At 63.6% G+C, this 22,956-nt stretch carries 14 protein-coding genes; 3 read left to right on the plus strand and 11 right to left on the minus strand.

Translation table 11 applies throughout. The features are described 5' to 3' along the window. Positions 1-290: 290 nt before the first annotated feature. From V3H18_RS03765 to V3H18_RS03795, 7 genes are all read right to left on the minus strand, one after another. Positions 291-731 carry a hypothetical protein gene (locus V3H18_RS03765; protein WP_332080567.1) on the minus strand — a complete coding sequence of 147 codons (441 nt, stop codon included), beginning with the start codon at positions 729-731 and terminating at the stop codon, positions 291-293. A 144-nt stretch (positions 732-875) separates the two neighbouring features. After that, entirely contained in the window at positions 876-1,043 is a 168-nt protein-coding gene (locus V3H18_RS03770) for a hypothetical protein (protein WP_332080569.1), read from the minus strand. Positions 1,044-1,557: 514 nt separating this feature from the next. Next, positions 1,558-2,253 (minus strand): hypothetical protein, encoded by a 696-nt coding sequence (locus V3H18_RS03775; RefSeq protein ID WP_332080570.1) that lies wholly within the window; start codon positions 2,251-2,253, stop codon positions 1,558-1,560. 280 nt (positions 2,254-2,533) lie between these two features. Then, positions 2,534-3,460: a DUF2493 domain-containing protein gene (locus V3H18_RS03780; RefSeq protein ID WP_332080571.1), complete on the minus strand. Its 927-nt coding sequence runs from the start codon at positions 3,458-3,460 to the stop codon at positions 2,534-2,536. Positions 3,461-3,776: 316 nt separating this feature from the next. Next, complete coding sequence (locus tag V3H18_RS03785; protein ID WP_332080572.1) at positions 3,777-4,820, minus strand: DUF7146 domain-containing protein; 1,044 nt, start codon at positions 4,818-4,820, stop codon at positions 3,777-3,779. A gap of 69 nt (positions 4,821-4,889) precedes the next feature. Continuing rightward, positions 4,890-7,022 (minus strand): ParB/RepB/Spo0J family partition protein, encoded by a 2,133-nt coding sequence (locus V3H18_RS03790; protein WP_332080573.1) that lies wholly within the window; start codon positions 7,020-7,022, stop codon positions 4,890-4,892. A 150-nt stretch (positions 7,023-7,172) separates the two neighbouring features. Continuing rightward, positions 7,173-8,384 (minus strand): DUF932 domain-containing protein, encoded by a 1,212-nt coding sequence (locus V3H18_RS03795; protein ID WP_332080574.1) that lies wholly within the window; start codon positions 8,382-8,384, stop codon positions 7,173-7,175. 318 nt (positions 8,385-8,702) lie between these two features. Between V3H18_RS03795 and V3H18_RS03800 the strand changes: the two genes are divergently transcribed. The 3 genes from V3H18_RS03800 to V3H18_RS03810 are packed head-to-tail and all read left to right on the plus strand — an operon-like array spanning position 8,703 to position 17,355. Then, positions 8,703-10,463 (plus strand): hypothetical protein, encoded by a 1,761-nt coding sequence (locus V3H18_RS03800; RefSeq protein WP_332080575.1) that lies wholly within the window; start codon positions 8,703-8,705, stop codon positions 10,461-10,463. Between the two features lie 5 nt (positions 10,464-10,468). Next, positions 10,469-12,013, plus strand: a complete 1,545-nt coding sequence (locus V3H18_RS03805; RefSeq protein ID WP_332080577.1) for a hypothetical protein — start codon at positions 10,469-10,471, stop codon at positions 12,011-12,013. Beyond that, positions 12,010-17,355 carry an FtsK/SpoIIIE domain-containing protein gene (locus V3H18_RS03810; protein ID WP_332080578.1) on the plus strand — a complete coding sequence of 1,782 codons (5,346 nt, stop codon included), beginning with the start codon at positions 12,010-12,012 and terminating at the stop codon, positions 17,353-17,355. The genes V3H18_RS03805 and V3H18_RS03810 overlap by 4 nt, the downstream gene beginning before the upstream one ends. A 41-nt stretch (positions 17,356-17,396) precedes the next feature. On the opposite strand, the gene V3H18_RS03815 is transcribed toward V3H18_RS03810, so the two are convergent. Genes V3H18_RS03815 through V3H18_RS03830 form a run of 4 tightly spaced genes read right to left on the minus strand, consistent with a single transcriptional unit; the run spans position 17,397 to position 22,906 of the window. Further along, positions 17,397-17,786, minus strand: a complete 390-nt coding sequence (locus V3H18_RS03815) for a hypothetical protein (RefSeq protein ID WP_332080579.1) — start codon at positions 17,784-17,786, stop codon at positions 17,397-17,399. 21 nt (positions 17,787-17,807) lie between these two features. Further along, on the minus strand, positions 17,808-18,632 hold the full coding sequence (locus V3H18_RS03820; protein ID WP_332080580.1) for a phosphoadenosine phosphosulfate reductase family protein: 825 nt from the start codon (positions 18,630-18,632) through the stop codon (positions 17,808-17,810). A 3-nt stretch (positions 18,633-18,635) separates the two neighbouring features. Beyond that, positions 18,636-21,971 (minus strand): ATP-binding protein, encoded by a 3,336-nt coding sequence (locus V3H18_RS03825; protein WP_332080581.1) that lies wholly within the window; start codon positions 21,969-21,971, stop codon positions 18,636-18,638. Beyond that, entirely contained in the window at positions 21,968-22,906 is a 939-nt protein-coding gene (locus tag V3H18_RS03830) for a DUF4007 family protein (RefSeq protein ID WP_332080582.1), read from the minus strand. The genes V3H18_RS03825 and V3H18_RS03830 overlap by 4 nt, the downstream gene beginning before the upstream one ends. Between the last annotated feature and the right edge of the window lie 50 nt (positions 22,907-22,956).

Below are 22,956 nucleotides of genomic sequence, written 5' to 3' on the forward strand. Positions count from 1 at the left end.
TTGGTGCAACCTTCAAAATCCCAGCAACGATTCACACCGTCGATGACGCGCTCGATGTCCAGCCTCGATACGGATCAGCCGCGAGTTGCCAATCCGCGATCAACGACGACAACGCCGCTGACACTTTGTCTTTGGCCGCTGTTCGACAAGTTCCGCCGATGAACTGACGCAGCTCATACGGGCCGCATGAGGGTCCATAGGTCGGTCGCGACATGAGCACAGATCAACATCAGCCCATCGCACCGCCAGATGGGAAGCGGTTCCGCCCGAAACCAAGGTTGTAGCCGCCGTCAGCCGTGCGCGACGCTCCCGCCGGACGGCCCGGGCGTGGCCATCGTCGTCATCTTCAATAACGCCGTGACGCCGACGGCGACCGCGCCGATGACCGAGAAGAGGATTTGCCAGGTCTCGGACGGCATCGTGTGTTTCACGATCCCGTGGGTGGCATGGTAGCCGGCAAGCGCCGCGGGGGCGACGAAGGCGAGCGCGATGGCGATCCGCAGCCAGAGCGGGCGCACGAAGGCGAGGAGAAGTTGCCCGATGCCGTAGGTCAAACAGGCAGCAACGGCTCCGACGACCAAGCCGCCGAGCCAACCGGCGCCGCTGTCATAAGCCAACATGCCTGCGGCGACGCCTGCAAAGAGCGGCAGCGCGAAGACGGCAAGCGTGAACAATATCCAGCAGAGCGTGCCGATAGCCACGATGCTGGTGAGGATGCCGATGAAGATCATGGTGATGGTCTCCCGTAAGAAATGTCTGACGGTCGCGCCTTCCACCACCACCGCGGCGCGACGTGAGTATAGCCGAAATCGAGCCAAAACGGGAGTGGAAATCCAATAGGACTTCCGCTCCCGCGAGCAAGATCTTCACCACTGTCACAGGGCGAAGGGATCGATTTCATGGACGATGGCGCTGGCGTCGCCGTCATATTCGTTGGCGGGAACGACCGAGAGGCTACCGTCGCCGGCCTGGAAGATGACGATGGCGACCATGAGCGTCGCGGCGAGGCTGAAGGCGAAGGCGTGAGCTTGATTGAGGGACATTGTTCCGGCTCCTGTCTTGGAGGCGGGGGACCATCCCCCGCGTGACAGGCGCCCGATGTGTCCGGCCGAGGGCCGCAATCACCGCGCAAGCGAAGCCGGAGCGGCGGCATGCTCGCATAGCCGACCCTTTACGGGTTGATGGCGTCAGGCCTTCGGCCGGACCAAGGATCAGCGCAGATAAGCGGGGGTGGTGCTCCGAGATCGGAGCTTGATCCGGGACGCTGGACCACTCGACATGGCAGCTTGCGCCCCACATCCGGACGTTCAGGTTTGGTTCGGCGCTTCCCAGAACCGAACTTGGTTCATGTCCCGAGCTTCGGCTTAGTCTGGACCGTTAACGGTCTGGCAGCTTCGGGGAAAGCATCTAAGGGATAGATGCCATTCAACCGGACCGGCTGATCGAGCGGTCGACCCGTTTAGGCCATTCCGCTGCCGGTGCTTGAGCGTCTGCTCATACGCCATGAGATGACTCGCTGTACGCGTCTGCGCCAAACTATCGGCAGCGCGGTTCTAATTATTCTCGAACGAAATCACGGGTGCGCACTCCGCCGGGCAGGCGCGGCTTCGCACCTTCGGCGAGCCACGGCAGGCGTTGGCGGAGCGTGTGGGTGACGGGATCGCCGGTGGGCTGAAGTGTGATCCGCGCCAGCTGATGGCTCCGCCCCAGCGCCGTCCCGACATTCGCCGTGGGAACGATCGCTAGGCTCGAGGGATCGGAATTGTTCGCCAAGGTGACCAGTTGCGGATAGTCCTGAGCATCGAGCGTCACCATCGCGTCGCTGCGGACCAGCTCTGCCCACAGGGCCGCTTGCTCCTCGCGGGAATAGCTGCGCGGCAGGGCCGGCGCGACCGAACCGCGCCTTGCACCGAACCAGGGCAGTTCGAACTGTGTCGCCTCGTTCATCAGCAGCGCGTAGAGTACGCGACCGTCGCCGAGATCCACCCGTACCGCTTCGCCGTCGATCGTGTAGCGGACGTTCGAGGCTCCCATCAGCGGCAGCTGCCATGCCTTGCGCGCCTCGATCACCGACGCGCCCGTCCGCGGCCCTGCCGGCGTGAGCAGCTCGACGGTCAGCCGGTAGCGCCGGCGTTCGCCGCCGATTTCTCCCGAAAGCAAGGTGAACAGGATCGCGATGGCGATGAGGCCGAGAAGGAGGATGACCCATCGCGCGATCATCGCTGGCCGGCGGCCGGGGCCGGTCGCATCCAAACATGATCGCAGACACAATGGCGCCGCACGGCCCTGCCCCCAGAAGTCACGGCCCACCCAAGGCCGCGGTTGATCGAACCGAACACGCCGAACCGCGAACCCAGGTCCGCCTGCACAGACTCGGCATGACTTCCGTTACTTCCACTTGCCAGAGACGGCTGATTTTTCAAGCCGTCTTAACATCATCGCTATGGTCAATGGGACCGAATCGTCGGATCGCCGCCCGAAAGCTGCCGGGCTGCCATCCACCAGTCCCTGCCGTAGCTGTTGAGGGCGGCGCTCACGCGCCGCCGAATTTCCAGACCGAGATGCCGAGCTTCTTGGCCTTGTCGGCGAGGTTGTCCTGAATGCCCGTGCCTGGGAAGTGCATGACGCCGATCGGTAGGACTTGCAGCAATTGGTCATTGCGCTTGAACGGCGCTGCCTTGGCGTGTTTCGTCCAGTCGGGCTTAAAGGCGATCTGCGGAACCTTGCGATGGTCGGCCCAGCGGGCGGCGATGCGCTCGGCGCCCTTTGGCGATCCGCCATGCAGCAGCACCATGTCCGGATGCTTGGCGTGCACCTGATCGAGCTTGGCCCAGATCAGCCGGTGATCGTTGAAGTCGAGACCGCCAGTGAGTGCGATCTTCGGACCCGCCGGTAGCATCACTTCGGTTTCGGCACGGCGCTTGGCGGCGAGAAAATCGCGGCTGTCGATCATGGCCGAAGTCATGGTGCGGTGGTTGACCATCGATCCGCTGCGCGGTCGCCAGGATGATCCGGTATGACGCTCGAAGTGCTCGGCGGCCTGGTCGCGCATCAATTCGAAAGCGTCACGGCGTTCGATCAGCGTCTGGCCCTCGGCGGTGAGGCGCTCCAGTTCGACGGACTTCACCTCGGAGCCGTCCTGTTCCCGTTGGCTCCGCCGTTGGGCGTGCTCGTTGTCGTCGAGTTCGCGTTCAATCCGGTCGGTGGCGCGGTGGAAGAGATTGACGGTCGACCAGAGCAGATCGTCGAGGTCGGGCTCGAGGCGAGTGTCCTGCAAGGTGACAATCAGCGCATCGAAGATGTCGGCGATGGCGCCGGCGACGGCGTTCCCCTCGGGCAGCGGCCTCGGGTCGAGTTCGTCCTGGAAGGGGCGGAAGCCGTAAAGCTGAAGTTCGGTGAGAAGGTGGTCGGTCGGAGATGAAGTGTGATGGGGCACGAAGTCGTCGCGATCGCTCGTCATGGGATGCTCCTTCGTCGGTCTGACCGCGACCCTCGCGGCCTTCTGGCGACGAAAGCCGTCGGGCGGGCCGGACCTGCACCCGGAGCGAAGCGCAGGGCCGAAGCGTCAGCGGAGGATGGCGAAGCCCGGTTGTTTTGCTTCGCGATGCAAAGGCCCGAAGGGCCGGCGGAAAAGAACCGGGGCGCAGCCATTGCGGGGCCGGACCGTTTGACGGCCGATCGCCCTCTCGAAGGCCGGGTCGCGGTCTCTCCGACGAGATGGGAAGCAGCCAGAGCGGTCGCGCTGACGGCGCTGCCGCCATCCCTCCCGCCCCCGACTACATCGCTTCTGCCGCCATGAAGCGTGCGACATCTTCCGGGGCGAGCTGGACACGAACGTTGGCCCGGAGCGCAACGATGCCGATCAGCCTGAGATCCTCGTTGAAATCCCCGAGGGTCGGCGACAGTGCAATCGCCTCGATCCCGACGGCGTTCGCCCGTTCGATCAGGCTGTCGCGCGCGCCGTCGCCGGCCGGATCGTCGTCACGCACGATGTAGAGCCGGCGTAGTGTTGCCGGGAACAGGATGGCGGCGAGATGCGCGGCCGAAAGAGCGGCGACCATCGGCATGCGGGGCGACGCCATCCGCAGCGACAGAATGGTTTCGATCCCTTCGCCGGCCGCCATCACGTCACGCGCCACGCCAAACCGGACCGCGTGGCCGAGAAGGTCACCCATCGCTCGCCGCGGCGTGTCGATCGGCGCCTTGCCGCTGCCGTCGGGCGCGAGCCAGGTGCGATGCGCGCCCGTGATCCGGCCGCCGAGATCGGTGATGGATGCGATCATCGCCGGCCAGTTCTCGGTCGGACTGTGGTCGTCCGGCCGGTAATAGCATCGCGGATGGAATCCAAGTGATCCGGCTCCGTGCAAAGTCGTGATGCCGCGACTGCGCAAATACGTCTCTACGAGAGTGCCCGAAATCGGTCGCGACATGGCGAAGAGCCGGCGTGCGGCCTCCGGCGATCCGGTCGGAGCTGGCGCCTGCCGCAGACTCGGTTGCCGTTCAGGCTCGGGATGCGGAAGGCTGAGGAAGGTTCGCGCCTCTTCGGCGACGTCCTTGAAATCCACCAGACCGCGCGTCTCGCGGATGACATCGAGCAAATCGCCGTGTTCGCCGGTGGCGGCGTCGGTCCATTTGCCCGCGGCGCCCTTGCCGGATTCAGGTCCCTTTAGCCGGACGAACATAGAGCGCCCCGGCGTGTTGCGGGCATCGCCGACCAGCCAGTAGCGTCCTTCACGCCGGCCGTTGGAAAGATAGTGACGGCAGACCGCCTCAGCCTGCCTGGCCATGCGACGGGCCAGATCGGATGCATTGTCCGACATCGTGTCCTCCGCGACGAAAAAGGGCCCGCCATCGCTGGCGGGCCCCTGGCAGTGCGGTTGGCTCCTTGGTTATTCGGCCGCGGTCGCGTGGGCTTCGAGCGCGACCGATTCATCCTCGATCACTTCGTCATCTTCCACCACGGCCGTTTCGCCGCCGTCTGCCGCCGTTTCTTCGCCCGCCGCGTCGGCGCCTGCTTCCGCGGGGGCGATAACGTCGGCCGCAACGGCGTTCGTCACGTCGCGACCAAGCGTGCGCAGCGGCTCCGGTAGCCATCCGGTGGCGGCCAACAGCGTCTCAGCCTGTTCCGCCATCTCGGCCTTCTTCAGGTGCTCGATGCGGTCACCCGCCCGCGCACCTTTCGCCTCCCGCACGGCTGCGAGGATGCGGGCCTTGGTCACCCGGCCGAAATAGGTTTCGACCGTTGGCGTCCAACCGGCTGCGACCATGTCGAGATCGACGGCCTGGGCGATCCGGTCGGCATGGGCCAGCGCGCGAGGCTTGCGATTGTAGGCCTCATAGATCGCGTTGACCGACAGCGAGACGCAATGAGCGAAGAGCGCCTGACGACTGTCACCGTCGAACGTCATAAGCCCGTCCCAAAGTTCGGTCGGCTCCTTCGGCAGGGCGTTGAGCCAAGCCTGATGCCGGGCGTCGAAAGCGACAGCGAGCGTGCTGTCCGCGAGGCCTGGCGCCTGAGCGCTGAATCCCGCGCTCTTCAGGTCGAGCTCCAGACAGGTGTCTTGCGCATAGCGGTAGAACACCTTGAGGCACAGGGCGTGAAGCGCGGCGACGAAGGCGATGTCGGGATTCTCGCCTAGCGCGTGGCGAAGCGCGAGGGTCCTATGGGACGTCAGCTCGGTCATCAGCCGGTCGGGGATCGGCTTGATACCATCGTCTTCCTCGGGCTCATCGGCTGGAGGTTCCGTGCCCGCAGCCACGCTCGTACCGTCATGGTCGGTTCGCACCGCGATCGTCGGCTCGTCGGCCGGATCGGTCTCGGCGTCGTTCTCCGGGACGATCGGAAGTTCGTCCTCGGGGCGGACATAGCCGCGGTCGACGCGCAGGGTGCCCGAACCGTCGATGCTGACGAAGGCGCCAGCGCGCGCGACCTCCTCGGGATCAAAGGCCTGGGGGCGATCATCGAGCTGGCCAAGCGCCGTCTCGATTTCGCCGAGCCGCTTGTCGACCTCGTCGGGCAGTTCGTCGGCTTCGGCGTAAGTCGCCTCCAGACCGTCCATCTCGGCTTGCAATGCATCGCGCGTCGCCTGCTCGTCGTCGGTGAGCGGAATCTGCTCGCCGCGCAACTGCCGCAGGCCATAGGTGTGGCCGTAGGCGAAGTCGGGCGCGACATCGATCCACTTCCAGCCTTCGGCGCGGATCGCCTCGGACTGCTCCCGCAGCTTCTCGGCCACCAGCATGTCGAGGAGACCGACATCCTGCAGCCAGCCGCCATCATCACCCTGGAACAGGTCGCGCAGGATCACGCCGCCCGCCTCGGTATAGGCGTCGAGCCCGACGAACTGCGCCCGCTTGTCCGAGGCCCGCACGGCGCCCTCGGTGAGCATTCGGCGGATGACATGCGGCTCCCTGGAGTAGGACTGGCTCAGGCGCTCGAACACCTGCTCCTGCCGCTCGTGGTCGCCATTGACGGTGAACGCCATGAGTTGGTCCAGCGTCATGCCGTCGTCGGCATAGACGTCGAGCAGCTTAGGCGAGACCGACGCGAGGCGCAGGCGCTGCTTGACGACCGACACGGCGACGAAGAAGGCCGCGGCGATGTCCTCCTCGGATTGGCCCTTCTCGCGTAGCGCCAGAAAGGCCCGGAACTGATCGAGCGGATGCAGCGGCGCGCGCTGGACGTTCTCGGCGAGACTGTCTTCCTCGGGGATGCCGTCCTCTCGCACGACGCAGGGCACGGGCGCGGTCTTGGCCAGGCGCTTCTGCTTGACCAGGAGTTCGAGCGCGCGGAAGCGGCGGCCGCCGGCCGGGACCTCGAACATCCCGGTCTCGGCGCCGTCGGCGTCGCAAACCGGCCGCACAGTGATGCTCTGCAAGAGCGTGCGCCGGGCGATGTCCTCGGCCAGCTCCTCGATCGAGACGCCGGCCTTGATGCGTCGGACGTTGGACTGGCTCAGCACCAGCTTGTTGAACGGGATGTCCCGCGACGAGGAAAGGGTGATCTTCTTAACAGCAGTAGCCATCGGATGTACTCCGCGACGGGCGGCCGAAAGCCTCTCTCTCGGCCTCCAACCCGTCACGAAGCCAGCGCAGCCCTCTTCCTCTAGGAGGCTGGGGCCGCGCAGAAGCGTAAAGGCGTGGAGCCGCAAACCCGGCTCCACGCCTCGCGGTGATCACCGAACGCTGGAAAGAAGCTTCGCGGCCTTGCCCTCCAGCTCCAGCCGCGCATCCTGATGCGGCTTGGCGCGGGCGAGCGCCGTGATTCCCTGGACGAAATCGAAGATCGACTCCGGCGGGCGGCCTTCTTCCTTCAGCACGGTAGCGATGATCTTCTCGGTCTCGGGACGCGAGAAGCCGCGCCTGCGCAAGAAGCTCTCGCGATCCTCATCCTTGCGGGCGACGATCTGTTCGCGAGCGGCCCTGATCCCCGCCAGAAACGGCGCGGGCGACGATGTGGCGAAGCGTTCCAGCGCCGGCGCCGCCTGATGCGCAAAGCGGTGGCTGGCGAACTTGCTGTGGCGGATCGAGATCTCCTCGAAGCCCTCGGCGCCCCAGATGTTGCGGTTCATACAGACGGCGCGGAGATAGAAGGACGCCATGCCGAGCGTTTTGGAGCCCACCTCGCTGTTCCAGCAATAGAAGCCCCGGAAGTAGAGATCGGGGTCGCCGTTGGGCAGGCGGCCGGCTTCGATCGGATGGGCGTCGTCGACCAGGAAGAGGAAGACGTCGCGATCGGAGGCGTAGAGGGTGGTGGTGTCCTTGGTCACTTCGACGAACGGGTTGTGCGTCATGGTCGACCAGTCGAGCAGGCCCGGCACCTTCCAGCGCGTGTCGCCGGTGCCGTCGCCGGCGATCTTCATGACGGCGGCGACCAGTTCATGGTCCCAGATACGGCCATAGTCCGGGCCGGTGACGGCGCGCAGCTCGATCCTCCCGTCGTCCGCCTCCAGCGTCTTCACCAACTCGGCACGGTGCAAGAGCAGCCCGTGCTGCATGTTGATGCCGGCAAGTGGCGCGGGGAGCTGGCGCATATAGCCGGCAGGCGCGCCGACCAGGCTGCACATCTGACCGAATGACCAGTGCGTCGGAGCAATGGGCTCCTCGCGGCCGGGCACGATCAGCGCCAGGCGTTCGGCGTTGTCACGACCGGCTTCGACACGAAGGGTCCGGGTCTCGACGGTGCGGGCGGTGGCGCGGTCGGCGCGTGCGCGAACGGCGGCGTAGAGGGCGCTGAGCGACAGATAGCGCTCGTCGTCGGGCCGCGAGAACCATTCGGACGACGCCCGCCCGATCCGTTCGCCGCGCGAGATGTCGACTTTGTATCCGGCCGAAACCGGCGGTGGACCGTAGGCGTCCCGACCGGTGATGGTGCTTATCTGGGTCATGGCGGAATCTCCATGACGGGCGGCCGGGAGCCTCTCTCTCGACCTCAACCCGTCACGGCGACAGCCGCAGCCCTCTCCCTCTAGAGGGCCCCAATGTGGGGTAAGCGGCTGCCGGAACTAAAACATTCAGGCAGCATTCCGGCGCAATGTGATGCTATCATGCCACAATCGACTCAAGCGGTGGTGGTGCAAGGACGAGGATGGACCCTCCTTACAAGCGCCGGATAATGTGTGTCGGGAGGCAGAATGGGGGCGTCCGGGGCAAGTCGTTGGGTCAGGTTCCTTCGGAACTACGGTCCGATTCCGACCAATGATAACATGTATGACGAGTCGATCCAGCGAGCGCTGCGGCGCCATCGGATCGAACCCGTTGTACTGCCAGCACAATTTCTGGACCAACTCCTTGATAACCTGCGTTCGGATTCCCCCCGCTCGGAAATTCTGACCGGCACGGCGGGGGACGGAAAAACCTATCATTGCCGGGAAGCCTGGATTCGTTTGGGTGGCTCCGAGACTACTTGGAATACCGGAGACAAGATCCAGCGGCTCCAACTCGGACCCCGCGAGCTTGTGGTCGTCAAGGACCTAAGCGAGCTGCGCGCGGATGAAAGCGCTGCGCTGCTGGCCGACATGGTCCGAGACGTGACGCGTCCCGCCCCTGACCGCATCTATCTGATCGCGGCCAATCACGGCCAGCTCCTGGAGAAGCTGAAGGCAGCCCCGCAGACGGCGGGGCTACAAGCGATGGTGCGAGCGGTCGAGGAACTCCTCGTCACGGGTGAGAATCCCGATCCCGAGGTCCGTCTCAATCTGCGCGACCTGAGCCAGGCGCCAGCGTCCCAAATGATCCGCACGATCATCGCGGCAATGACGGGACATCCCGGCTGGGACCAATGCGAAGCTTGTCCCATTCGGGCCGCGCAGACCTGTCCGATCTGGGAGAATCGCGCCCGCGTCCAAGGCGAGGCGGATTCGGGACTTCTTCAGCGGCGCCTGATGGCACTGGTCGAACTGAGCGAACAGAATGGCATACACTTCCCCGTGCGCCAACTGCTGGCGCTCGTGGCGAATACGCTCTTGGGACACCCGGACGCGCCTGACGGCTTGATGTCATGTGCGGATGTCCCGGACATCTTGGCCTGCGGATCGCTCGATCAAGCAAGTGTCTATCGCAATATCTTTGGCGAGAACCTGAAGCCGCGGCGCGCCGAAAAGTCCGATCTGTTCCGCAAGCTCAATGCTTTCGGCATCGGCGGCGAGACCAGCAATCGCGTGGACAATTTGTTGGTCTACGGGGCAGACGATCCGGCGCTAGAAGCGCCGTATCGCGATCTCGTCCTCAACGACCCTGTCTATGGCGGCACGGTTGCCTATACGCGAGCACAGCACTCTTATCTTGAGGGAAGCGACGCCAGTGCGCGGGAGGAGTTCCTGCCGCGCCTGCGCGCGCAGCGCCAGCGGATGTTCTTCGTGCTCCCCGAACAGCGGGAAAGCGAGTTTGACCTCTGGGATTTGACAGTCTTTCGCTATGGCGGACTGTATCTCGATGTCGCCGCGTGCCTGACGAATGGCACCGCGCTTCCGCGCCGGGTCATGCCGATGATCATGCGCGGCCTCAATCGCGTTTTCACCGGGATGCTCGTACAGAACCAAGACGAGCTGGTTCTTGCCACATCGGGCAGCCACTCCCAATCAAAGACCAGTCCTTTGCTTGATGAGCTGATTTCGGTTCCACGCCAAGGAGGCGAGGAAGCGGTGTTGGCGCCGAGCGCGCGAGGCGGCATCGCCTTGAGTGTGCGTCTGTCGCGCGGCGGCGACCCGGGTCCGATCGGATTAGCATTGACGCCAACGCGGTTTGAGTTTTTGGGGCGGGTGGCGGAAGGCGCTCTGCCAAGCAGCTTTTCACTCGAGTGCCACGAAGATCTCCTGGCATTCAAGGCCAAGCTTTTGAGTGCGACGGAACGGCGGCGCGTGCTCGACGAGGATGAGCGGTACGCTGCCGGCGAGTTGGTTCTGCGATTCATCGAACTCGGAAGTGATGGCCGCGCGTCGCCGCGGCGCGTCACGGTGAGGACCTAACCCCGATGGAGATCTTGGCGAAGCCGTTCGGGCACGAAGAGCGCACGGGTCCGGAGATGTGGATCGATGAGGCGATCTGGGGCCATCGTCTCCACGACGAGCAATCGCCTTGGCTGACTTTGCTTGAATTCCTGTGCGTTCTTCACGCGGAGAACGACCAGACCCGTGCTCTGACTGAAGTGCGCCTGAACGAACTGTCCTACAAGCCGCAAACCCAGCTTCGCCTGCGCAATCTCCTCTTCAACAACCCGCACATGACGACCGTGCTCGCCTCGGACCAGTCCGATGAAGCGATGTGGGCGACATGGCTGCCATTGATGGCCGAAAACGCGGGCGGGCTCGAAAGGCCGGACTTTGCCTATCTGCGCGATCGCTTCGAGACCTTCCAGGATTTCGCTTCGGTGGTCTCCTTCCTCCAGAGCTCCGCGATCGAAGGGGGCAGCAACAAGCGCTGGAGTTCCAAGTTCGTGTTTCCGTTCGGGACGAACGCGCTCTATGAAGACGTCAGCGTCACAGCAACCGGCGTCGCCACGGACCGTCGGTTCTTCGCGCGCACCGGCGAGATTCTCTATCTCATGCTTTGCCGGAGCCGCAGGGCGGCCGACCTCCGCGAACGTCTGGATCGACGCATACTGAAGGTCGATGCTCCGTATGACGGACTGATAAGGGCGCTGCAAGGCGACGTTCAGTTCGCGCGGCAGGAACGGGCCGGTGCCTACTTGCCGTGCGCCTCGCATCCCACCTTTGACAGGTTGGCTGAGGATTGGATCGCGATCCTGGATTTGCAAATCCCGGCCTATGACGCGATTCCGCATATCGTCACGATGACGGGACTTCACCTCATCCTTTATCAGCTCCAGCGTTCGGCTGAAGTCTTGGCGCAACCGAATCCTATCTCCATGGTCTGCGAGATCGTCTCGCCCAAACGCTCTGTGGTGCGCGACCTGTCGGCGGACTCCTTCCAGAGCAACAATGCCTTGCCGCAACAGGCGCTCGAACGGTTCATTCGAGAGATCGTCGCGACGCCCGAATGGCTTGCGGCGCTGCAATCTGATGAGCCGGGACCGAATGCCGCCGAACTTCTGTTCAAGACCTTCGACTGGCCGGATCTCGATGACGCCGATGAAGCGCAAGGACAACCAGGCGAATTGCTCGAAGAGCTTGTTCGGCGCGCCGTGGTTCGCCACAAGCAGCATGTTGGGAAGGTCCACGCGACCTGGGCGCGCCTGATCGGGCTGTCGTCACGGCGGGCGAGCCGGCGTGTGCGCTACGCCCCGACCGATCGGCTTCTGAAGACGCTGGTCGTGTGCTGCGTCGACCGACGGTTGGAGTTCAAGGATTTCCTTGTTCTTCTTCATGATCGATACGGATTGGTGATTGGCGACCAGCAAGCTCGGAGCTTCATCGATGCGGGCGCTGCCGATCAGGAGGACTTTTCGGACAATGCGCGACGTTTGGAAGAGCGGCTGGCGAGCCTTGGCTTACTAAAGCGGCTTTCCGATTCCTGCGCCTATGTCGAAAACCCGTTCCAGAGGAGCGCACAGTCTTGAATGCCTCGGAACTGTTGGGCACCGTCGGCGCGGCGTCGCTGCGCGAACATCTAGCAAATGCCTCGGACGGCGACGGACTTGCGCGTTTCATGCTCGACCGGCTTACTGGTCAACAGGTCGCGGCTGTAGTGCAGGCCGTCCTGCTCGACGGCGAAACTGCGAAGAAAGTCAAAATCGCGGTACCGCGTGACCTCGTGGCGGCATTCGACTTGCCTGCGGCGGTGATCACCGATGAACGCACCGTCGCGCTGCGTCACGCGGAGTGCGATCGTCCGGCCCTGCTCCTTGCCAACACCGATGATGATCAGGGCGCGTCACTCCAGGACGTGACGCTCCTGGGCGCTAAGCAGCTCACGGAAGAGCCCCGACTCTGGGTCGAGGCGGCTGCCGCTGGGCTCGGTCTGCCCGAGAGCCAGCTGGACATTTGGCAAGCGGCGCTTCGCGGCCTTGCTGCCGCCGAAGATTGGACACTGCATCAGGTCTCAAACTACGTCGAACTCACGCGACGAGCGATCGCGGATGAATCGAAACCGCTGCTCGAGGCATTGGGTTGGGCGCTCTCGGCGCTGCAATTGCCCCGCGATTCGGGGTATTTCCTTTCCATCCGTGCGAAAGATCAGGCGCTGCCGGCGCGTTGGAAGAAGCTGTTCGACAAGCTTGTGACAGATCGGCGTCCGCTGTTGCTCAAACAGAGGCCGCCGCGACAGGTGATCGAAGCCGAGGAGCTGCGCACCCAATTCGAGGCAGTACGCGACGACATTCCGCCGACCGCGCACGCTACCATTGAGGCATTCATCAATGCGCCGCCTAGTTGGCGGGACGAAGCCGCCGCGCTCGCCGAGCTCGAATGGGAGTCGGACGGGGTCCTTCAGGTCTTTTCCGGCCTCCGGCAGAAGAAGACCAGCCTGGCTGAAGAGACGATCCAATTCTTCGAGTTCGAGCTGCCGGACCGTCTTACCGACATCGACAAAGAATACTTGCGGCAGCTCAAGGAATCGAAATCCCACAAGGAGCCCCGGGACGACGACCGCGACTTTTTCGAGGCCCACCGTGAAGAGCTTGGGCGAGATCGCGCACTTCGAGCGAAATGGGAACGCTTCATCTTCGGTCGCCCGATCGAGTGCACCGACCTTCTCGAAGGGGTGTTGCGCGCGCTTGAACGGCTCTACGGTCAAGCCGGCGCTCTTGGTGCCGTCCGATCGCTTGAGATCAGGACCACACGGCGGACTAAGGCACAATGGCTCGAGCTGAACGCCGATGTCGCGACGGCGTTTGCGGTGCGTTACCGCGGATTGCCCGTGTTGATGGGCGGAGCAGTCAAATGGGACACGTCGCACCTCTTTGAATACGAGGCGCTCCTTGAAGCCGCGTCGCGACGCAAGAAGTACAAGCGCAACGTCTCGGTCTCGCGCACCAGCCTTCAAATCAAGTTCGACATCACCCTGAAGGTCGGCGATGGCGCTCTGGCTGACCGGACGACCGTGCAGCTTATCTGGATGGGGCGGCCCGACGAAATCGGCCTGGAGCTTCGCGACGATCTCGATCGCTTACTCAAGCGTCCGCTGACTCGGTCGAGCGTTGCGCGGCAGCCGGTTAGCCGAAAGGGCTCGCTGCAATCTGTCTCCCTGAGCGACGTGGCAACACTTCAGCCGGCCTATCGGCAGGATTCCGGGTCCCTGGTCCCGAAATCGGACCCCGCCTACGATGTCGGCCGGCAATTTCCAAAGGCGCTCAAGGCGGCGGCCAACGGTCGATTGAGTCCGGAAGCCGCGGCCGCTGTGGGCGCCGCGTGGGACAGCTTCGCGGTGAATTACGCCGCCGCGATTGAGGGCTGGCGCCAACACGGTCTTGCAGATGCCGCGCTATTGAATCAGGCCGAACAGTATGGAGCGCTTCTGCGCACGCTTGCGCAGCACGCGCCCGGAGATCTTAACCGACAGGAACTGTGGGAGCCGGTTCTGTCGCTTGGATGCGTCGCAATCACCGGGGGTGCTCCGTCGGCAATCATCGCGCCGTGGCACCCCTTGCGGTTGGCCGCGAGCGCAGTAAAGGCGCGCAGTGTCGCTGGCCTGGCCGCGCATCTGCTCACCGCCGAACAGATCAATTTTGGCGATTCGCGTCTGTTCTTTGCGGATTTGCGCGCAGAGCTCGCCCATCCATTCTATCCTGAGATCGCAGTCGGCTATCACGGGGCCGAGCCGGTCTTGCTGGCGGAGACCAGCACCGTCAACGACTACAGCCTTATGGAACGTCCGGTGCGTGATCCGTCCGAAGCGGCAACGGACGTAGATCCGCGGGAGGCGGCAGGCCAGATTCGTGTCCTATTGGAGCGTTATCTCGATTTGCAGCCGCATGAACGCTCAAACCTCAGTATCATGCTCTACAATTGCGATGCAGCCGGCTTGCCCCTTGCTACCGTCAACGCACTCGGCTCGGTGCATGACGAAGACGAGATGCACTGCAACGTGCTCGTGCGACACCGCGACCGCCCTAAGCTCAATCGTATCTACAAGGAGTTGCTGGAAGGCTCCGAAGCCGATCCGGATGCGCTCGTCGTTAGCGAGACGTCGCGCAATTTCATGTCGAAGCTGCGGATCGGCGTCATGTTGGACGGCGGGGCGATGCCTTCGGTCGACCACCGCAGCGTCGATGTTGCCTTTCTGCACGACGTGGTCTCACGGCAGGCGAAGGAGGCCTGGTTCTCGGTCCCGGCGTCCGCGACGATGCCGAACTTGCTCGATCACGTCCCGCCGCGGTGGTCCTATCGTCGCGTGACGGCGGAAGACGAACTCAAGGCGACGAATTATCTGGCCTGCCCTAGGCAGCCAGCCGCAGGTTGGGCTTACCTCGACGCGGTCGCGGACGTGGTTCGGCGACAGTCGCACAGCCTAGGCGAGCACCTCCTTCCCGCGCGTCAAATATCCTTTCAGGACCAGGGCCTGAAGGCAATGTTTGACGAGGTGCACGGGTTGGCGGAGTGGGTCGCGACCTACGACGACCTGCTCGACAAGCGTCAGCTCGCCGCGCAGGGCATTAATGTGATCCGCTATCGGCGCCAGCGGACGCACGGTCGTAACATGATCGTCTCGTCGACATCGGAGCTGCGCATCCTGCAAGTCCTTGTACGGCGACGGCTTGCCGAATTGAGCTTGGGACTTCCCGATGACCGGCTCGCCGCGCTGGCGCAACGAATGATCGACGATGCATGCAGCATTTCCGGCGATATCGTGCTGCGCGCGGCCAAGCGCGGTGTATCGGCCGGCGAACTCATCGGGCTGGTGTTGAGCCGCGCCTTGGTTGCTGAGGAGTTCGGGGCGCAGGCGACGGTCGCCTGGTTCCTGCTAGATGATTACGCAGAATGGCTCGGTCAACGCGAACAGGGGATCGCCGACATCCTAGCGTTGAGCGTCGGTCGGGATGCCGGGGGACTAACGACGCTGCGTGCGGTCGTGACCGAAGCCAAGTATGTCGGCCTCGACGGCGCAGCGGAGGCGCGGCGGACGTCCAAACAACAGCTTCGTCACACCGTTCAGCGTATCGAGGAAGCGCTATTTGGCGACCCGGGACGTTTGGATCGCGATTTGTGGTTGTCGCGGATCGCGGACCTGCTGCTCGACGGGACGACGGCATTAGGCCAGTCAGATGCATTGGAAGCAGTGCGCGACGGCATTCGCCAAGGCGTTACCACGATCGATCTCCGCGGCTATTCGCACATTTTCGTTTCCGGGTTGGCTGAGCCGGCCGGTTCGGGTGAGCAGGAGCCGATCGCAGACGTGCCACACGGGTTGCAGGAAGTTTTCACCCGAGACGACGTGCGTAGTCTTCTCAAAGGCTACGAGACTCGCACCGCTCTGGCGGGAGTGCGGCGAGGACTAGGCGACGAGCACCCCTGGGAAGACACTGAATTCCGCAGTCCTGCGCCCAGAGTGAACTGGACCAGTCATCATGAAGCCGAAGGGACTTCGGCCGCGGCCGCGACCGCGAAGCAAAAGCTGGCTCCGCGGAACAGGCCCAAGCCGGCAGAACCGATCGTGCCGGAGGTTGATGCTGTTGAAGGCGCGCCTGCGCCTGTCGAGGCGCTTGAGCCGATGGCGCAAGCCGCCGATGCCTCACAGCCGGAGCAGCGCCAAGACATCGCCTCGTTGATCGAGGCGCGAACCCGGCAACGGTCCTCGGTATCAAAGGCCGACGAGGCCTGGCTCGACAGCACCGCACAGAAGCTGCGAACGGCTTTATTGGGATACGGATTGCAAGCGAAGATTCTGGGCACCCGCCTCACCCCCAACGCCGCTCTTATCCGGTTCATGGGGTCTGACAGGCTTCGGGTGGAGGACATCGAGAGCAAGCAGTCGGCGCTACTGACGACCCATGGCCTTCGCCTTGTCGCGATCTCACCTTTGCCGGGCGAGATCGTCGTAGCGGTGGCCCGACCGCAGCGCCAAACAGTGTCCTTGTGGGACGTATGGGCTCGACGCGAGTTAAATCGCAACGCCGCGGGCTTGAACACGTCATTCGTGGTCGGCTTGCGCGAACTCGATGGAGAGATTCTTTATCTCAATCTCGGTTCGGCCTTCGGTGGCGCGCAGCAGCATGAGCCGCACACGCTGGTGGCCGGCGCGACAGGGAGCGGCAAATCGGTGCTGATCCAGGGACTCATCCTCGATATTGCCGCGACAAACTCAAGCGCGCTGGCGAAGATCATTCTGATAGATCCCAAGATGGGGGTGGATTACGCCGCGGTCGAGCGTCTGCCCCACATCCCCGGCGGCATCGTTGTCGATCAAACGCGAGCGACGGAGGAATTGGAACGTCTCGTCGGCGAGATGGAGCGCCGTTATGAGCTCTTCCGCGCGAACGGTGTGCGCGATCTGCGAGCCTTCAATGTCGCAGCGGCACCGACTGAGCGCTTGCCCATGTTGTTCCTGGTGCACGACGAATTCGCGGAATGGATGCTGACGGAGGAATACAAGGAGGCCGTGGCGGTCAATGTGCAGCGACTGGGCGTGAAGGCCCGTGCGGCAGGCATTCACCTCATCTTCGCGGCGCAGCGACCCGATGTGAACGTCATGCCGATGCAGCTGCGCGACAACTTAGGGAATCGCCTGATCCTGAAGGTCGCCAGCGTTGGAACCTCCGAGATCGCTCTTGGTGTGAAAGGCGCGGAATCGCTGTTGGGGCTTGGCCATTTGGCAGCCCGGCTCAACGGAGAGCCCGGCATCGTGTTCGCGCAGGCCCCGTTTCTATCGGACGATGACATAGAGCGGGCCGTCCAGGCCATCATTTATGGCGACGAGAATGCCGCCCGGGAAATGAGAGAGCGCGAGCCTGCGCCGGCCGCGTGACGCTGGACCGAAGCTCGTCGTGAGCGTTGGGCCGCAAGCCTCTAGCGGGCGGCAGCGTAAAGGACACCAAGTGCTGAGACCACAGCGGCCGCCCAGAGCAGGACTTGGACGGTAACGATCGTCGATGGCAGACGGGAGGGCTTAATGGAGACCCTCAGGTCGCCGTCCATCTTGTTGAGATTGTCGATGTACGAATTGAACGCCATACGAAAACGCTGCATCACATTGACGAAACACACGCTCGCAATCGCCGCAAATATGAAGATGGCACAGGCAATCCACTTGTCTTTCTCAAGATTGAGGACGGCGAAATACCAAAGACCACCCAGGACGGCGGTGAACAGCGGGGGAATCTTGTAAAGGATGTCATTCAGTGAGCGGAAATGGGCGTATTGCTCCTTGTAAATATCCGCTCGGGTGATGTCGGTCATGGGCGCCTCGGCAGAGTCTTATTATTTGTGACAAATCAGGCAGCCGCCCCCGTCCTCTTCGAACAGCACTTCATCGACGGGTTCGGCCGGCCTTAGGGCATTGGGGCGCTGTCGCGCCTTCAAGCGGTCCAACCGTGCCCGATGCTCGCGCTCGATCTGTTCGACGCGCGTTGGGTCCGCCAGCTCATCGAGGGATTCCCGATCACTCCAAGTGAACGGGGAACCGTGATCGAGGGCGGTCTTTTCATAACGTTTGGCTTCTTCAAACGCCTTCGGATGTTCCCGCATCAGGTTGACCCATTCGATCTTCTGCTGAAAAAAGCAGAACGTGCAGCCGCTGCGGGAACGCCAACGATAGTAATCCGGCAATCCGACGCCGGCTGCGTCAAGCAAGTCGATGACGCCCTTTTTGTCGATGCCACGCTCGCGCAATGGCAACACGACGCGCAGGTTCGGATGCGTTGCGGTGAGGCCTTCGCGATGGGGCTCGTCTGAGCGGATTGCGACATAACTAAAGATCGTCGTGCCCGCGTCCAGATCGGGGCGAATCCATCGCTCGAAGGGCCGCAATTTAAGTTGACGGGTACACCAACGTGTGCGCGGCGAGGGAAGGAAGTTGTTGTACTCCCGCAGCCAAAAGTCGAAATCGCGGTCGGGGTTGAGGCGCTGGATCGGCGCCCCTAGGAACCCTTCCAATCGGCCGAGGAAATCATAGACCTCGGGCAACTCCTTGCCGGTATCGGTGAAAAAATATTCGAGCGCCAAGTCCGGCCGAGATTGCCGCATCAGCACTGCAAGTGCGGCGCTATCCCGCCCGCCAGAGATTCCCAGGACGTGCCGCTCCATCCGTCAGCCCACCTTCTTCAGGCGCGCGTCGCGGTGCGCCAACGTGTCAAGTCCCGTCTCCGCCAATGCCGCTAAGGCGACATTGCGATCCGCGCCGGACTCGGTGAGAATTTTGTGAAGCGCTTGCGCTAGGGCCGTCACTTTCGGTCGGTCCCGTTCCGCAATCTCGAATTCCTCGACGAACTCCTGCCCGGCTTCGCCTGTGCCGATGATCAGCGCCATCGCCTCGCGGGTCGGCCGGCGACCCTTGACGCGCGCAAGCGTCTCAGCGCGACGAAATTTGAGGGCAAAATCAGCCAACGCCAGCGCGGCTTGATCGGGGTCGCGGTCTGTCCAGTCCCGCGGCGGCCGATTGAGCGCAAGGCTCGCGATCGCTTCGATCTCGGGAATCTCGCCGCAATAGGTTGCAAGCCGGGCGGCGAATGCGTCAACGCGCAGATCGCCCGTTAGGTCCGCAACAACGCGGGCGCGCTCATGAAGCTCTGCAAAATCCTCCTGCGCTTGGCCCAACGCGCTCAACATTTTCTGCGAAAGCGCGGCCATCATCTTGGGATAAGCGTCATTCAATTCGCGCAGCGCAGTCTCGATGCCAGCCGCGGTGGCCGGGGCGTCGTCGTCGCCGAATATCGTTGGGATGTCGACGAAGAGCGCCTTGTGCGGATCGTCTGCCCGCAGAAGGACGCGGCGCACTTCGGCTGTCGCCGCCGACAGGCTGAGCGTCTTCTGGCTCCAGGGCGGGAGATCGCGCGCAAAGCGGACCAAGCGGCGGGCCACCTCCAGGGGATCGGGCGGACAGGCGTGGCCCGTCGCCTTCCTCACCGCGCGCGCCACACCCTCGAGGATCGCCCCGCGGAACGCGTCCACGTCCACGCGGCGAAGCGCGACAAGATCTTCATCCTGCAAAAGGATGTCGACGAGATAGTCGTCGATCTCCGCCTGGAACTTGCCTTCGCCATAAAGCGCCAGACGATGGCGGTTGGCCATGATAAAGGCGAGCGCCAGAATGGGCATCAGCCCGTGGCGGATCCCGAAGGGCGCCGCCGCCCAAAGGCGGTACAAATGCCCGAGTGGGACCGTTCCGCGTTCCCGAGCAAACAGCGCCTCTGCTGCTTCCCAGGCAGGTTTGTAAGTCTGGCCAATGCGGCTGTTGGTGGGCTTGCTGAACCCGTAGGATTCACCGGATTTGTGGTGCAGTCCTGCGGCAGCGAGCACCGTGCTGTATAGCCCACGCTCGACCGGGAAGCCCTCGATTCCGAGGGCCGGCTTGTCGGCCGCCGAAATCATCGCATGCATCAGGGCGCGAACGCCTGCTTGGGTGTTGCTGGACGGCCTCTCGCGATTGACCAACTCGCTGTGGACGCGCGGTGCTTGGCTGAACCGGCGGTCAGCGAGGTCGGAAGCAAGCCGCGAGAGACTGGCGCCGGCGGGCAGGTCGATGCGCCCGCCGGCGACATGCCAATCGGCGTTGGCGAATCCCGCACGCAGTTCTTCATCGAGCTCCGCGGACACCGCCGCTATCCGGGCAGCGAGCTCGCGCCGAGCAACACTGTCGCCGTCGAGTTCGGGGCGACTCGTGCGCACGGCTTCGAGCGCGACGAGTTCGCTTCCCAGGTCGCGGAGTCGCCAAGCATTGCGCGGCAGGCCAACGGCGATCAGTTGTTCGCTAGTCCTTTCCGACGCCGCATGGCAATCCGCCAGTGCTATCTTTCGCTGGTCCTCGCTGGCCGGAATCGCCAGGATGAAATGACCCGCGGCATCACCGGCCCGATCGGCGACCCGGCCAAGGTCCGCGAGGTGGACAAGCTCGGTCTGGAACCACCGCAGGCTGCCCGTCTCATGGTAATGGCGTTTGGCAAGGACGGGTTGCAGACCCACGACGCGCGCTAGACGTCCCAGGTCGAGACCGGACGCTTGCGCAGCCGCGGACGCAACCGCCCCGTCGATATCGAAGTCGCTGCCGGCATAGATCGCCCATGCGTCCAAATGCTTCCGGAACACGGCGACCGACCATCGCTCCAATTCGGCTAGTGCGGCATCGATGACGTCCGGTTCGGCGTCTGGAATGCAGGCTGTGAGCGTCGCGCGATCGGCAGCCATGCCTGAGCCGTTTCGAAACATGTCGATCAGAGCGATGGCTTTGGCGAGCCTGACATGAAGCGCGGTTCCGCGCGCCTCGCAGCGCTCGATCGCGTCGGCGCCCTGTGCCCAGCGATGACTGTCATTCGACGCCAAGATCGCAGGCTCCAGATTTATGCGCAGGTAATCCCAAAAGCGGTCGGGACCGAAAAGCTCGCGTGCGGTGGCAGGCATCTCGCGAAGAAAATCCCGAAAGCCGCCGGGTTCAGCGGAGGCCAGAAAGCCAAACACGCTGCGCTCGTTTTGACCGAACCGTCGACGGGACATCGGACCGAGCACGACGGCCGTGACCGGGTGCAACGGCCAGCATTTGTCCAGACGGGCCGCCAGATCGGCCGGCGTGCCTGGGCGCCGCGAACGGATCGATTGCGCGATCGCCTCGGCGGATTGGGCCGTTTCGGCGTGGCGCCGTTCGGACACGATGGCGCGGCCCAACAGGTCGATGACCTCATCAACGCCAGCGATCAGCGGCACATCCACAAATCGCCCTTGGATCTTCGCCCATTCGTCGCGCGCCTCCCGGCCAAGGCGGCTGGCATATTGCTCGAAGGCTTGGTGCAGAATGCCGACGACGACGAGGCGGCCGCGTGCCCGCGACGCGGCCTCGGCGAGCTCCTGGAAGAAATAGATGTCGCTACCGTCTGCCGCAGCGCCCTCGAGAAACTTCCCCATCTCGTCGATAATGAGCAAAACGCCGTCACGCGGTCGCGCGTCGGCTTCTTGCACCAATCTGTCGATGAGTTCGCGCGGGCCCTTCACGTCGTTTCGCGGACGTCCGCGCGTCGCCCCGTCTCGCCTGCGGGCTTGCTCCAGGGCGGAGGCGATGTCGCCGACTGGATCAGCGCGGCGGCCTACAACCGGCACAACGAGCCAGCCGTCTCGGCTTGGCTGGTAGGCGCCTAGCAGCTCTTGCGTGACGGACGCACCGAGTGCCGCGGATGCGGCCGTCCGTATCGTGCCTTTCGGTCCGAGCAGACCGGCCAGACCCACCGCCAAGCTCGATTTCCCGCCGCCGTAGGGACCTGTCCATGTGAATGCACGTTGGGCGGTCTGCGCAATCTGGCTCGCCATACTAAGAAGTCCATCGGCTGCTGATCGCTGACAGACGAATCCCTGTAGCGCGTCCACGCGCGCGAGATCGCTATCGAGCCGGATGGACCGTTGAAAGCGGCGGGCAATCGAGACGTGATCGGCGAGTGTCATGCGGCCCGCCGCTTATCGTTCTCGGCGCGATACGCGCTGGCCAAAAGCCCGAGTGGGTTGGTGATCGGTTTGACACGGAGGACCTGACGCACGCCCGCTGTGTCCGACCAAACGACTCGGCCGCGCGTTACGTCCTCCATTGCGGTGAGTCGCTCGACAACGGAGTTCTCGTCGAGTTTGAAGACGCGCCCAGGCGAACCCGGTTCGTAGGCGATGGCCTCCACAGACAGGGTGGCCGCAGCTGGAGCGTGCCGGTTCCAAAACGCGTTTAGCGCGTAGGCAAAGACGCCATCGGGAAGACTCGGCTTGGGGCCTCGCCGGAACTCGTAAAGGCGACCTGCAATCGGCCGGATGAGGCCGAGCTCGGCCAACACGGGCTCCAACGCGTCTTCACCGGCTGCCTTGTCGGCACGTGGGACATAGCTGCGAATGAAGCATTCAACATCGCGCGTCACGGTTTTCTCGGCAATGCGCGACCATTGGCGCGCGCGGGCATATTGCAGTATCGACGTGCTCAAGGCGTCATGGTCAAATGTCTGCGCCGCCAAATGATTGAAGGCCCAATACCACGTGGTGGTCATTTTCGGATCGCCGGCGACCTGCCACTGCACAAGCCAAGCAGTCGCCGGTCTTTCCATGTAGGGGTCCCACGGGCGCTCGCCGCCGAACAGGCTTTGGCCGAGTTCGGTTGCTCCGACTCGCGACCCATTCTCTTCGATAATCCCGCAGGCAAGCGCCCAATGACGAATCGCGAGCGCCATGTTTTTCCCGACGCCGAACGTGACGATCGAATCGGGACTGCTGAAGATGGTTCGTAGTGCGCCGGATTCGACTGCATCGAAGGCTTTGCGAAGCCAAAGGTGTCGTAGCGGGAAGGTCTCGTGCCCCGAGAACTGACCCTTGAATTCGCTGTGTGTGATCGGCCCCCGTAGCATGCGGCTATGCTACTGGACGGAGCGTCCAGTAGCAAGACGAAATCCGAGCG

Origin of the sequence: Methylocystis borbori, from assembly GCF_036576025.1 — a bacterium.
Taxonomy (GTDB): domain Bacteria; phylum Pseudomonadota; class Alphaproteobacteria; order Rhizobiales; family Beijerinckiaceae; genus Methylocystis; species Methylocystis borbori.